General features: G+C 62.2%; 12 protein-coding genes and 1 pseudogene. 7 read left to right on the top strand and 6 right to left on the bottom strand.

The features are described from left to right. Positions 1-22 precede the first annotated feature (22 nt). Positions 23-1,060 carry an AraC family transcriptional regulator gene (locus EYW47_RS26890; RefSeq protein ID WP_133197887.1) on the top strand — a complete coding sequence of 346 codons (1,038 nt, stop codon included), beginning with the start codon at positions 23-25 and terminating at the stop codon, positions 1,058-1,060. Positions 1,061-1,168: 108 nt separating this feature from the next. On the opposite strand, the gene EYW47_RS26885 is transcribed toward EYW47_RS26890, so the two are convergent. The 3 genes from EYW47_RS26885 to EYW47_RS26875 all read right to left on the bottom strand — a co-directional run bounded on the left by EYW47_RS26885 (position 1,169) and on the right by EYW47_RS26875 (position 6,705). Beyond that, entirely contained in the window at positions 1,169-2,566 is a 1,398-nt protein-coding gene (locus EYW47_RS26885) for an amino acid permease (RefSeq protein WP_133197886.1), read from the bottom strand. A gap of 163 nt (positions 2,567-2,729) precedes the next feature. Further along, the gene (gene hutH, locus EYW47_RS26880; RefSeq protein ID WP_240763940.1) at positions 2,730-4,292 is read right to left on the bottom strand and encodes a histidine ammonia-lyase; all 1,563 of its coding nucleotides are present in this window, start codon (positions 4,290-4,292) and stop codon (positions 2,730-2,732) included. 274 nt (positions 4,293-4,566) lie between these two features. Beyond that, positions 4,567-6,705, bottom strand: a complete 2,139-nt coding sequence (locus tag EYW47_RS26875) for a penicillin-binding protein 1A (protein ID WP_240763946.1) — start codon at positions 6,703-6,705, stop codon at positions 4,567-4,569. A 946-nt stretch (positions 6,706-7,651) separates the two neighbouring features. On the opposite strand from EYW47_RS26875, the gene infA reads away from it, so the two are divergent. The 4 genes from infA (at position 7,652) to EYW47_RS26855 (ending at position 9,128) form a co-directional block, all read left to right on the top strand. Next, positions 7,652-7,918 (top strand): translation initiation factor IF-1, encoded by a 267-nt coding sequence (infA, locus tag EYW47_RS26870; protein ID WP_133197884.1) that lies wholly within the window; start codon positions 7,652-7,654, stop codon positions 7,916-7,918. Between the two features lie 324 nt (positions 7,919-8,242). Further along, positions 8,243-8,530: a hypothetical protein gene (locus tag EYW47_RS26865; protein WP_133197883.1), complete on the top strand. Its 288-nt coding sequence runs from the start codon at positions 8,243-8,245 to the stop codon at positions 8,528-8,530. A gap of 76 nt (positions 8,531-8,606) precedes the next feature. Further along, the gene (locus EYW47_RS26860; RefSeq protein WP_133197882.1) at positions 8,607-8,855 is read left to right on the top strand and encodes a hypothetical protein; all 249 of its coding nucleotides are present in this window, start codon (positions 8,607-8,609) and stop codon (positions 8,853-8,855) included. Between the two features lie 57 nt (positions 8,856-8,912). Next, positions 8,913-9,128, top strand: coding sequence for a hypothetical protein (locus EYW47_RS26855; RefSeq protein WP_133197881.1), 216 nt, complete (start codon positions 8,913-8,915; stop codon positions 9,126-9,128). A 118-nt stretch (positions 9,129-9,246) separates the two neighbouring features. Here EYW47_RS26855 and EYW47_RS42075 read toward each other — a convergent pair whose 3' ends face one another. From EYW47_RS42075 to EYW47_RS26840, 3 genes and pseudogenes are all read right to left on the bottom strand, one after another. Continuing rightward, the gene (locus EYW47_RS42075; RefSeq protein WP_133197880.1) at positions 9,247-9,471 is read right to left on the bottom strand and encodes a hypothetical protein; all 225 of its coding nucleotides are present in this window, start codon (positions 9,469-9,471) and stop codon (positions 9,247-9,249) included. A 181-nt stretch (positions 9,472-9,652) separates the two neighbouring features. Next, on the bottom strand, positions 9,653-9,856 hold the full coding sequence (locus tag EYW47_RS26845) for a cold-shock protein (RefSeq protein ID WP_133197879.1): 204 nt from the start codon (positions 9,854-9,856) through the stop codon (positions 9,653-9,655). 301 nt (positions 9,857-10,157) lie between these two features. Beyond that, positions 10,158-11,273, bottom strand: a pseudogene (locus EYW47_RS26840) (formylglycine-generating enzyme family protein); the annotation flags it as partial. 527 nt (positions 11,274-11,800) lie between these two features. On the opposite strand from EYW47_RS26840, the gene EYW47_RS26835 reads away from it, so the two are divergent. Beyond that, entirely contained in the window at positions 11,801-12,226 is a 426-nt protein-coding gene (locus tag EYW47_RS26835; RefSeq protein WP_133197877.1) for a DUF4399 domain-containing protein, read from the top strand. A gap of 49 nt (positions 12,227-12,275) precedes the next feature. Further along, entirely contained in the window at positions 12,276-12,725 is a 450-nt protein-coding gene (locus EYW47_RS26830) for a DUF4399 domain-containing protein (RefSeq protein ID WP_133197876.1), read from the top strand. Positions 12,726-12,862: the final 137 nt, after the last annotated feature.

Genomic DNA, 12,862 nt, shown 5'->3' with positions numbered 1-12,862 from the left:
CGTCTGCCAACATCGCCGCGCCTTGAAATCCGACCGCCAACCCTTCCTCGTCGCAACGCAGGAAGCGACGACCATAGCGGGGTACTGCACGGCAATCGCCAAGACGCTGCAAGCCTGCGGAATGGACAGCGAGCGCATTTTTCGCTCCGTCGGCGTGCCACCCCATATGGTGAACGGCCCGATGGTCCGGCTGCCTGTCACCACTCTGGCCAGGCTATACCGTGCCTGCGTGGAGGCCACCAACAATCCGTATTTCGGCCTGTCGGTTGCCCGGCACATCCATATTTCCAATTTGCATGCGCTCGGCTACGCGCTCGCCGCCAGCAGCACGCTGCTCGACTTCTGTCGCCGGCTGGAGCGGCACTTCCGGCTGGTGTCGCAATCGGCGACCGTTCGTGTCTTTGAAGAAGGCGACACCATCGCCTTGCGCGCCACCGATTTCAGGATCGAGGTCTGCGGCGAAACTGAAGACGCATTCGTCGGCTTCCTGGTGCAAACGATGCGCATGTTGTACAAGCCGGGGCTCAACCCGCTGTCCGTGGAATTCCGTCGCGCAATGCCGCGTGAGGGCGACGAGCCGTACCGCGCCTTGCTGCGAGCACCGGTCAGTTTTTCGAATCAGGCTACGACGCTGACTTTCGACAGGCATGAGTTGATGCAGCCGCTCGGCGGAGCCTGCCCGGAATTGGCGCAAGTCAACGACAACATCGCCAATCAATATCTTGCGCGACTGGACAAGAGCGACGTGGTGACCGGCGTCACGCAGAAAATCATCGAATTGCTGCCCTCCGGCGAGTGCAGCAGGGAGAAGGTAGCCGAAGCGTTATGTGTGAGCCCGGCGACTTTGCAGGTGCGCCTGGCGCAGCGCGGCACCCATTTCCTGCAGATCATGGACGACACGCGCCGGGAACTGGCTTGCAATTACATCCAGCAGCGAACAAGCTCCGTAACCGAAATCGCTTTTCTGCTCGGATTCACGAGCACCAGCAATTTCGCCCGCGCATTCAAGCGATGGACCGGCAAATCGCCCACGCAATTCAGGGATGATCGACCTGAGTAGAAGCGCACACCGGCCTTTTCATTCCAGTCGCATCCAACAAAAAAAACGCGCCCCGTATCCAGCCATGCCGGACACGGGGCGCGTTGCAGTGCAGTGCGCAATAACGCGTTAGCTCTGCTTCACCATCTCGCGCTTTTCCTCAGCAACAGCAGCGTTGCCGTTGAGCTTGCTGCACACCCACCACCCCACGGTCATCACTGCGATCCAGCCGATGCCGACAAACAGGGCGATGCGCGTATCTTTCTCGTAGCCCAGCACGCCGATCACGCACAACATGAACGCGATAGCGACAGCGGGACCGACGGGCCACAGCGGCACCTTGAACTTCAGCGCGCGCACTTCGTCGCTGGACAGACGCCAGCGCATGGCCACCTGCGAAAGCAGGATCATGAGCCAGACCCAGACCGTGGCGAACGTCGCGATCGACGCGATGATCAGGAAGATCTGGTCCGGAATCAGGTAGTTGAGCAGCACGCCGCCGAGCAGCGCGAAGCCCATCACGAGCACCGTCACCCAGGGGGCACCCGCGCGCGACGTGATCGTGAAGACGCGCGGCGCCTGGCCTTGCGCGGCCATCCCGTACATCATGCGGCAGGCGCCGAAGATGTCGCTGTTAATCGCGGAAACCGCCGCCGAAATCACGACCACGTTCAGGATCGTTGCCGCCGACTTGATCCCGAGTCCCGAGAAGATCTGCACGAACGGGCTGCCCTGGCCGTCGATCTTGCTCCACGGGAACACGGCCATCAGCACGACCATCGTGAGCACGTAGAACAGCAGGATACGCACGGGCACCGCGTTGATCGCGCGCGGCAGGACCACTTCGGGATTTTTCGCTTCGCCGCTCGTGATGCCGATGATCTCGACCCCGCCATACGCGAACATCACCACCGCGAGCGAGGCGATGAGGCCGCCCACGCCGTGTGGTGCAAAGCCGCCATGGGTCCAGAGATTCGAGAGCCCGTGTACCTGCTCGCCATTCATGCTGATGCCCAGCACGATAATGGCGGCGCCGCCAATGATCATCGCGCCGATGGCGAGAATCTTCGCGAGTGCGAGCCAGAATTCCATTTCGCCGAAGATCTTCACGTTGCACAGATTGAGCGCGCAGATCAGCAGCACGATGGCCAGCACCCAGATCCATTGCGGCACGTGCGGAAACCAGAAGGCCATGTAAATGCCGAAGGCCGTCACGTCCGCGAGGCCGACGATGATCATCTCGAGGATATAGGTCCAGCCGGTGAGAAAGCCGGCGAGCGGGCCGAGGTAGTCGCCGGCGTAGCGGCTGAACGAGCCCGAAATCGGATTGCGCACGGACATCTCGCCCAATGCGCGCATGACCATGTAGACTGCCGCGCCACCCAGGATGTACGCGAGGACGACTGCCGGGCCGGCCAGCTGGATCGCGGATGCGGATCCGTAGAACAGGCCCGTGCCGATGGCGGAGCCGATCGCGAGGAACCGGATGTGGCGGGCTCCGAGGTTACGCTGCAGATTTTCTTCCAATGTCTCTTTCCTTGAACGTGCCGGCAGACAGCAGCGGTGGCTCGTGGCCCCGTTGCGCGCTACCGGCACGTTTCGTCTTCTCTTTCATGTGGCCGTCGAGCGTCGCGCAGCGTAGCTGAACGACGCTCGAGGCCGGTGATGCAGATTGCAGGTGTTGCGGGTATTACAGGCTCGGCAGGGTTGCAGCCGGCAGCAGCGCGTTCAGATGGCGCTTGGCGATCAATGCGCTCGCTTCCTCGATGTCCGGTGCGAAGAAGCGGTCCTTCTCATAGAACGGCACGACTTCGCGCAGGATGTGGCGTGCGGTTTCCAGCGTGTCGGTGGTCTTCAGGCCTTCGCGGAAGTCCAGGCCCTGGCATGCGCCAAGCCATTCGATTGCGATCACGCCCTTGACGTTGTCGGCCATTTCCCAGAGGCGGCGGCCGGCGTTGGGCGCCATCGACACGTGGTCTTCCTGGTTCGCCGAGGTGGGCAGGCTGTCGACGCTGTGGGGGTGGGCGAGCGCCTTGTTGTCCGAGGCGAGCGCCGCGGCCGTCACCTGCGCGATCATGAAGCCCGAGTTCACGCCGCCGTTCGCCACGAGGAACGCGGGCAGCTGCGACATGTGCTTGTCCATCATCAGCGAGATGCGGCGTTCGCTGAGCGAGCCGATTTCCGCGATCGCCAGCGCGAGATTGTCAGCGGCCATCGCAACGGGTTCGGCGTGGAAGTTGCCGCCCGAGATGACGTCGCCTTCTTCGGGGAACACGAGCGGGTTGTCCGAGACCGCGTTGGACTCCACTTCGAGCACATCCGCGGCGTTGCGGATCTGCGTGAGGCAGGCGCCCATGACCTGCGGCTGGCAGCGCAGCGAATACGGGTCCTGAACCTTTTCGCAGTTCTCGTGCGACTGGCCCACCTGGCTCGATGCGCCGAGCAGATGGCGGTACACGGCGGCGGCGTCGATCTGGCCGCGCTGGCCGCGCGCGGCGTGAATGCGCGAGTCGAACGGCGCGCGCGAGCCGAGCATGGCTTCCACGGTCAGTGCGCCGCACACGCTGGCGGCAGCGTAGAGGTCTTCGGCGAGGAAGAGGCCCTTGAGCGCGTAGGCGGTCGAGGCCTGCGTGCCGTTCAGGAGCGCAAGGCCTTCCTTCGCGGCGAGGCTGAGCGGCTCGAGGCCGGCGATCTTGAGCGCTTCGCGCGCCGGCATCCAGCGGCCGTCGTGGCGTGCCTTGCCTTCGCCCAGCAGCACGAGCGACATGTGCGCGAGCGGTGCGAGGTCGCCCGAGGCGCCCACGGAGCCCTTCACCGGAATGTGCGGATACACCTCGGCGTTCACGAGCGTGATGAGCGCGTTGATGACCTTGCCGCGGATGCCCGAGAGGCCGCGCGCGAGGCTGTTGATCTTGAGCACCATGATGAGGCGCACGAGCGCGTCATCGAGCGCTTCGCCCACACCGGCGGCGTGCGAGAGCACGAGCGAGCGCTGCAGGTTTTCAAGGTCATCGCGCGCGATGCGCGTTGAAGCGAGCAGACCGAAGCCGGTGTTGATGCCGTAGGCCGTGCGGTCTTCCGCGATGATCTGTTCGACGCAGGCCACGCTGCGGTCGATGGCCACATTGGCGCTGGGGTCGAGCGTGAGCCGCACGGGGTTCTGAAGCACGCTGCGAAGTTGCGCGAGCGTGAGCGTTCCGGGGGTGATGCACAGCTCCGTAACCCGTTGAGTATCCTGGCGATGCGAAGTCACGGACTTCCTCCACTGAAAGAAATTGAAAGCTAAAGCGGTCCGGGGATGGCCGCGATGGTTGGAGCATATTGTATAGACAACTTTGCAGATATCAGGGTTTACGCATAGACCGTTTAAACGGAACTACGGGCCTATGGCGGCGGTCCGCGTGGCGTAAGTTTGCCGAAAGTTGTCTAATCAATACGAAGTGGGGAGCGTTCGGATCAGCGGGGGGAGGGGCGTGAGACAGCGGGCGACGAGGCGTCGAACCCATGTGCCCCGCCGTGCGTGCGCATCAGAATCGCCAGAACAGGAACCGGTGATGCGCTCGCGGATGGCTTGCAGCAGGCGGATTGCTCCTCGGCGCGAGTTGTGCATGTGCATCGATAACCCTCGCGCGCAGCGCCATGTCATAGAACGCGCCCACCATCGGCAATGCGCTGTGCGCGCCTTCACCCCAGTAGTCGTTGCGCAGCGTGACGCGGGCATCGTCGAAACCCACCCATGCGCCCGCAACCAGTTGAGGATGCATCAGGATGAACCAGCTATCGGTGTTGTCCTGCGTCGTGCCTGTCTTGCCGGCCACATCGGCGCGAATCCCGAAGCGCGTCCTGATCTCGGAGCCGGTGCCCCGGGTGACCACGTCGCGCATCGCGTCGATGAGCTTGAGCGCCGCGCCCGGCGGCAGCGCCCGTTCCGGTTGAGCAGCCGGAAAGTCGGCGAGCACGTTGCCGTCGCGATCCTCGATGCGCGTCACCATGCGCGGTTCGACATAGGCACCGTGGTTCGCGATCGTGCAATACGCCGAGACCATCTCCTTGAGCGTGACCGGGCTCGTGCCCAGCGCGAGCGACGGCACCGCATCGAGCGGGCTTTCGCGCACGCCCATCTTGCGCGCCAGATCGGCGACCTTGGCGGGGCCTTCGCGCTGCATGAGCTGGGCCGTCACGCGGTTGCGCGAATAGGCGAGCGCGTCGCGCAGCGTCATCGGCCGGCCGGTAGGCGGCTCGGCGTCGGTCGGCCGCCACACCGCGTTGCCCTTGAGCGCAATGGTCACGTTGCGATCGACGATCGTATCGCTGGGTTGCGCGCCATCTGCGAAGGCGGCGCCGTAGACAAAGGCCTTGAAGGTCGAGCCGGGCTGACGCCGTGCCTGCTGCACGTGATCGAACGGCTCGTCGTGGAAATCGCGGCTGCCGACCCATGCCTTGATGTCCCCGTTGCGCGGGTCGAGTGCAATGAAGCCCGCCTGGATTTGCGTCTTGCTGCGGCACAGGGCATCGACGAACGAGCCGTCCATCGCCAGTTTTTTCACGGCTGCCGGATCCGTGAGGCCCGCATCGCGCGCCGCGCGGTACTCGGCGGTCTGCCTGATGAATGACTGGAACAGGTCGTTGCCGGGCCAGCAGCCCGTTCTCTCGTTCCATGCGTCCTTGGCTATCCATTGCAACTGATTGGTTTGCCACGCAACGGCCTGGGTCGCCATCGCCTGAAGCCGCGAATCGATGGTCGTGCGCACGACGAGACCGTCTGAATAGATGTTGTAGCCGTTGCGGTCCGCCCAGGTGATCAGCCATCTGCGCAATTGCGCCGCGAAATGAGGAGCGGCTCCCACCGCCTCCGATTGCGGCTCGAAATCGACGTGGGTGGGTTGGCCTTTGAGCGAGGCATACTCGTCCGGTTTGAGTTTGCCGAACTTCACCATCTGCGCGAGCACCGTATTGCGACGCTCCAGCGCCCGCGCCGGATTGAGCACCGGGTTGTAGGCGCTATTGGCCTTGAGCATGCCCACGAGCGTTGCGCTTTCGAGAATGTCAAGCTGCGCAGCGGGCTTGCCGAAGTACGTGCGCGCGGCCATCTCGACACCGTACGCGTTGTACAGGAACGGCACGGTATTGAGGTAGGTCTCGAGGATTTCGCCCTTGCTGTAGACGTACTCGATCTTCAGCGCGGTGATGGCCTCCTTGAGCTTGCGCGTCAGCGTGGGCGCGCGGCCTACCTCGTCGGGGTACAGATTGCGCGCGAGCTGCTGCGTGATGGTGGAGCCGCCTTGCCGCGTGCCGGAAAACGTGTGGAATGCCGCCGACGCGAGACGCTCGGGGTCGATGCCGTGATGCTCGTAGAACCGGTGGTCCTCGGTGGCGATCAACGCCTGCACCACATAGGGCGAAATCTGATTGAGCGGCACCCACTCGCGATTGACGGGCTTGAACTCGGCGAGCAGTTTGCCGTCGGCGGAGACGACCAGCGCGGGGCGGTCAACACGGGCCTTGCGGATGTCGCTCACGCGCGGCGTGAACGGGATGAGCGCAAGCACATAGGCGAGCAATAGCGCCGGCACCGCAGCCATGGCGAGCATGAGACCGCGACGCGTCGGATGTCGAAGCCCGTGCCACGCAGCGCCGATCATGCCGCGGGCCTTTGCGCCGGCCATCGCCGTAACAGTGCGCAAACGTGCGAGCCACCGAGCGCAAAGCTCACGAAAATGCGGTACGGACGGGCGGTTCACGTTGGCTGTGCAGTGGACGAAAGGCGCGATCGTACCAAAGTGCCGAAGGCTCACCGGCGTTAAAACGGGCCTGCGCGTTTGCCGCTAACAGTTGATTACACTTGTTTCGAATTTGTGGCCACGATTGGCGGTGGCCCGGCAGCTTCGGCGGCTATTGGTGTGACGAAAAGCGCTTCGCGGTATGGGCTGGACAGCATCTCAGGCTACGGGCCTGGCATGCGCCGCGCGCGGGTGCCAGGCCGCGAGGGCGGCTTCCTCGCGGCCGGCATTTTCGATGTCTAGCTGAAATCCAGATGGGTGCCGGGTGCGATGCCTTCGCAACGAGGCTTGCGAGAACGGATGCGATATGGAAGATTCATGCAGTCTTCGTATCTTAAACATTCCTTGATAATTCCATGCCGATGAAAAAATCTGTCGATATCACATTCGGAAAGGAAAAAGAGCGGGGGGGCGTGGCAGTCCGCTTACCCGTGGATTGGGATGCATCTGGCCCCTCGGGAGCGGATACAACGGCATCCGCTGGCAAATGCGATGAAATGGGTGCATAATTGGAGGTCTGGCTAGTTCCAGACAAGACATTCTTTCCGTACGCGCCGTACGCGCGCCGCAGATTCCCCTCACCGCCGTCCGTGTGTTCACTATCGCGGTCGGTTCGACCTGGCTGCCTGTGCCAGATCTCCGCAATTTACCCGCCGTATATCCGCATGGTGCCTGCCGGCACGCGTGCAGGTTCGTGTTGAATCGCAGCACGCGCGCCCAGTAAGGCCGTCATCATCGGGCTTGCACAAGCAAACGCAGTCGTGCGCGTGTACATCTTTTGCGTAGGGTCGCAGTAGCGGCGCTACGCCCCCAAACTGCCGAGGAGAATGGATTGGCGAAGGAAGACTTGCTCGAACTCGATGGCATTGTTGAAGAAGTGCTGCCCGACAGCCGTTTCCGCGTCACGCTGGACAACGGTGTGGTCGTGGGTGCGTATGCTTCCGGACGCATCCGGAAGAATCGCATCCGCATCTTGGCGGGAGACCGCGTCACGCTTGAACTGTCGGTCTACGATCTCACAAAAGGACGCATCAATTTTCGTCACAAGGACGAGCGTAGTTCCGGCACGACGCACAGAGCCGCGTTCCGCCGCCGCTGACAGGGCGCGGGCGTTGCCTCGCACGACTGAACTCGCGGCGCTCTGGTCGGGACTACCGGGCGCGGATCGAGCAGCGAATCTGGCTCGAAACTTTCACTGTACAAATGGCGGATTGGGCGTAGCATCAACAGCATCAGTCAACCTGCGGCCGATCCCAGCGCCTCTCCTGCAGTCTTCTCTACAAGGATCGAGCTGCTCCCCCCTCCCGCGCAGGACAACTGACGGTGCCGACCGTGCGGTGCGGTCCCGGTGAGCTCGCGCACGTCCCTATCACATCACTGTCCCGTAACTGCCGCGAAGCATGCGGCGCCAGGAGGTCATCCCATGACTGTCGCTTTCCGTCTCTACCGTGGACTGGAAATCTATCCACTGGTTTACCCACACCGCCCGACCGAGCCCGGCTTCGGGCACAACTACGACGAAGGATTTGATGCATCCGTTCGCATCCAGGAGGGTGAGGCGGTGCAGGATCCGCGCAGCCGTGTATTCGGGATCGCAGTCGCCAGGCCGTTCAGGAGTGCGGGCGATGCGCGTCGTGCTTCGGTTGCTTACGCCGAGCATTTGATCGACACATGCTTGCCGGGTCAAACGGTGCTTGATATGAAGTCCTGATTATTGGATCCACTGCCACATCCAGACTGACGAAACCTCTTGGACCAGTGGCTGACGGCATCCATGGAGGTATGGCATGGACAGATATGACCTGTTGAGGCGAATCAGAGTCGACGGGCGTGAACTTGTCGACGAATTTCTTCCTTCAGGTGCCAACGCGGAGCTGGAGGGTCTGATAGATGAGGGTCGCCAAGAGGTCGACGCTGAAGCGTTCCTGATGTTCGTATCCGTTCGTGCGTTGCTGCGTGGAAGCGGTATGCCGAGCTGCGAATCGGACTTCGAGGCGGGGCAGATTATCGCCCTGCTCAATGGAGGTGCAGTCTGAAACTGCTGGAGAAGCAATCAGCGGCAAATGGATGCCGCACGTACTGGATGAAGCAACATGCGTTCCGATTCAACACGATTCCGGATTGACCCGACACCGCGCCGGGCAGACGGTGAATTTATGGCGCACGCGCGCATCAGCGCCAACCGCTCCGATGGGAGCGAGTACGATGTTCACGTGAGTGGCGATCTCGCAGGATTCGACCTGCGTGAAGACGCGATTGCCTATGCGAAAGGCTGGGCACAACAGTGGCTGCATGCGCGTTTTGGTTAGGATGCCGGATGACTGGCCTGCGGGTCGTCTGACGATCCACGCGGCTACAGCCGGGCAAGCGCGCTAGAGCAGTCGGGGCACGGACCGATCCGTCGTTGATCCGGCGGCGCGTACGATACTAGCCTCTGCTATCGATCCACATCCGTCCCCACCGGACCGAAAAGCTCAACGCTGCTGTTTCGTTTGGGAAATAACCGAGCGAATAGAAGTCGTAACACGCAAGGTCTTGGGGAGTGCTGGCGCGACTGAGGGTGACGTTCGAAGAAAAGTAACCGTCGGGAAGACGGTGAGCCGAGGGCCTGACCGCGTATCCGCGGTAGGGCCTGGCGACAGAATTTTGCACTATTGCCTTTGAAAAAGACGCTGGCGCGAGCCTCACCTTGTGGGAGGTCGTGTCGAGCGAGGGTATAAACGGTCATCGCCGGAAAGCCGGCGATTTTGCCGTCTGCCTCGAAATGGACAGACGGAGCCCGTTACATGAGGGGCAGCGCTGGCGCCAGCCATGGCGGCGGGCGCTAGCAGATTTACAGCGGGGTGATGTTGGAAGCCTGCAGGCCCTTGGGGCCGCGCTTGGTTTCGTAGCTGACCTTCTGGCCTTCTGCCAGGGTCTTGAAGCCGTCGCCACGAATTTCAGAGAAATGCGCGAACAGGTCGTCGCCGCCCGCATCAGGCGTGATAAAGCCAAAACCCTTGCTGTCGTTAAACCACTTTACGGTGCCGGTGTCCATGGAATTTTCCTTGGTATGAATGTAGATAAGCCGTGCTCCGGATGGGGCACAGGAAAAAGGATCAAGGAGGGAGAGGACAACGAGTACCGCGCTTCGCGGTGAATGATGAGCAGCAGTCGCGCTTCTTGAAGACTTCAGGTTCGCAACGTACGCTTAAATGGGAAGGAAGTCAAGCGGTTTTGTTCCGCTGCATCCAGCGCGAATACCATTTCAGAGCTCGCGACCATGGCGTGCACGCGGGCGCGGCCTGACGGCCACCGCCACCAGCGCATCTTTAACGACATCCGCAACGCGAGCCGCGCTATTGCATATCCCGCGCCACGCGAAAGCCATTGGCGTTGTAGCGCACGCTGCTGTCGTACTTGAAGCGCGTGGCGCTCAGCATATAGCCCGCGCCGTCGCGCCATGAGCCGCCACGGATGACCCGCGTCTGGCAGTTGGGCTCGTCCCAGGTGCGCCCGTCGTCGGGGGCGTTCTTGTAGGAGTTGTGCCAGCAGTCGCTGACCCATTCCCAAACTCCGCCGGCCATGTCGTAGAAGCCATAGGGATTGGCCGGAAACGAGCCAACGTCGTCGGGTGCCTCGACGCGCCACGGCGGGCCGCAATCCTTGCAATTCGCCGTCCCCTTGCGCATCTCGTTGCCCCACCAGTAGCGCGTGGCGCTGCCGCCGCGCGCGGCATATTCCCATTCCGCCTCGGTGGGCAGGCGGTAGGGCTTGCCGCTGACCTTCGAGAGCCACTTCACGTATTGCTGCGCGTCGTCCCAGCTCAGATCGCGCACGGGTGCGTTCGGTGCGGAGTTGCTCTCGCTCGACAAGCGTGGGCACGCACCCGCATTGGCGCAGGCGTTCCACTGCGCCACGGTCACCGCATACTTCGACAGTGCGTAGCTATGGCCGATCGTCACGCGATGCACGGGCTTTTCGGATGGATCGTCGGTGTCGTTGCCCATCATGAAGTTGCCGGGCGTCACCGCAATCAGGAGCGGGCAAGTGGGGCAGTCCTGAATATCGTGCGGCCCCGGCTTGGTCGTGGCGATGTTGACCTTCGCGGGAACGGCCGGTTGAGCGGGCGTTGCTACAGCAGGCGCGGCCCTGGTCTGAGCGGCCGTCGGCGCGGCTGGAGGAGGCGGCGTCTTCGCTTGCGGGGCAGGCGCAGGGGCAGGGACCGGGGCCGGAGCGGCGGGCGCCGCGCTGCTCGCTGCGTGTGCCACTGACGCTGCGGGCGCTGCGGGCGCGCTGGCCGGTTTCGGTGCAGCGGCGCGCAGGCGTGCAAGGCGAGCCTGGGCGAGGGGTGCGAAGCGCCCGTTTGGATAGGCCTTCAGGTAGGCCTCGTAATCGCTTGGGTATTGGCTGTCCTTGATCGAATTCCAGAATGTGATTTCGTACTCTTCCGAGGTGTCTTTCGGCATCAGGCCGACGCGCAGGATGACAAAGCCATCATGACGCTGGGCCAGACGCATCTCGTGCGCGGTGGCGGCGCGTGTGCCCTTGAAATGCGGATGCAGATCCTTGGGCAGCGGCGCGCTTGCGGGAGCCGAAGCGGCTTGCACCGGGGGCAGGGGCGAGGGGATCGCCGAGGTTGGGCTGAGCGAGGCCAGCAGGCACACAGGCAACAATAGCCGCCACATGTTTGTTCTCCCTGGCGGGCGACACCCAGAGGCGCCGCCCAGCAGCCATCGATTTTCAATGCCGGGGGCGAGCTGCCCGGCCGTGCTGGCACGATGCGGGCGTTATAGACGCTGCCGGCCACAGGCGCAAGCATTGTTCGCACACAACTACAAAATAGCACGCGTTCCGGCGATGCATGAGGCGAATGACGCACATGAGACGAACGAGGCGGGCACGCTTCGATTTATGTGCATCGTGGAGAATTCGACCTAAGCTGTACAACACGCACCGAACTGCAACGCCTCGCGCCGACTGCCGAAGAAGGAGCATCGAGATGCGAAGAAGAGAAACCTTGCTGGCCCTGGCAGCGGCCGTCCTGATGCCGCGACTCGCGTGGGCCGAGCGCACGCCGTCGCCACCTGGGGCCGAGGTCTACATCATCTGGCCGCCGGACGGCGCGACGATTCCCAACGGCAAGTTCTGGGTGCGCATGGGGCTGCGCAACATGGGGGTCTGCCCGAAGGGCGTGAACCGGGCGAACACGGGCCATCATCATCTGCTCATCGACACCGATCTTCCGCCGCTCGACCAGCCGATTCCGTCCGATCGCAATCATCTTCATTTCGGTGCGGGTGAAACGGAGGCTCGTATCGAGCTGCCGCCGGGCAAGCATACGCTGCAGTTGCTGATGGGCGACTACAACCACGTGCCGCATGATCCGCCGGTTTATTCGAAGAAGATCACGATTACGGTCAAGTAGCGAGGTATTGCTTCGCGGCTGTTATCAGTCAGTAGCGGGAGTGCATGCCATGAACCGGGTTTGGGTGTTTGTTGTGGTGTTTGTGCTGGCTTTTGTGGGAAGTCCCGCGTTGCTCGTGGGGGGTGTCGCGCATGCGGGCACTACGCCGGCGGATCCCCGGGCGATCGTTTATATCGGGTGGCCCAATAATGGGCAGGTTATGCCGGCGGGTAAGCCGTTTCGTGTCTGGTTCGGGTTGAGATATATGGGCGTCGCGCCCAAGGATGTCGAGTTCAAGAACACCGGGCATCATCATTTGCTGATCGATACTGATTTGCCGCCTATGGATCAGCCTATTCCTTCGGATCGGAATCATCTGCATTTCGGTGCGGGGGAAACCGAAACTATGATTCAGTTGGCGCCTGGTAAGCATACGTTGCAGTTGCTGATGGGTGATGCTCATCATATTCCGCATGATCCACCTGTGTATTCAAAGAAAATTACTATTTATGTTAAGTGATACATGAGAATTTGTTTGGATGTTGTTTTTTGGGTTTGGATTTAAGGTTTTGGCCTTTCCTTGTTTTCATGTCGGTTTATTAGTGTTGCCCCTGTGCGGGGCGGCACCTACTTTTCTTTGCAGCGGCAAAGAAAAGC

Source organism: Paraburkholderia silviterrae, from assembly GCF_004353915.1.
In the GTDB taxonomy this organism is placed as follows: domain Bacteria; phylum Pseudomonadota; class Gammaproteobacteria; order Burkholderiales; family Burkholderiaceae; genus Paraburkholderia; species Paraburkholderia silviterrae.
The sequence above is the reverse complement of the archived record's forward strand: the minus strand, read 5'-3'. Positions and strand labels throughout refer to the sequence as shown.

Bases quoted from the DNA above. Each gene is read 5' to 3' on its own strand.
- EYW47_RS26875 (WP_240763946.1), bottom strand. From the start codon at position 6,705: ATGGCCGGCGCAAAGGCCCGCGGCATGATCGGCGCTGCGTGGCACGGG.
- EYW47_RS26835 (WP_133197877.1), top strand. From the start codon at position 11,801: ATGCGAAGAAGAGAAACCTTGCTGGCCCTGGCAGCGGCCGTCCTGATG.
- EYW47_RS26860 (WP_133197882.1), top strand. From the start codon at position 8,607: ATGGACAGATATGACCTGTTGAGGCGAATCAGAGTCGACGGGCGTGAA.
- EYW47_RS26845 (WP_133197879.1), bottom strand. From the start codon at position 9,856: ATGGACACCGGCACCGTAAAGTGGTTTAACGACAGCAAGGGTTTTGGC.
- EYW47_RS26855 (WP_133197881.1), top strand. From the start codon at position 8,913: ATGCGTTCCGATTCAACACGATTCCGGATTGACCCGACACCGCGCCGG.
- EYW47_RS26830 (WP_133197876.1), top strand. From the start codon at position 12,276: ATGAACCGGGTTTGGGTGTTTGTTGTGGTGTTTGTGCTGGCTTTTGTG.
- EYW47_RS26865 (WP_133197883.1), top strand. From the start codon at position 8,243: ATGACTGTCGCTTTCCGTCTCTACCGTGGACTGGAAATCTATCCACTG.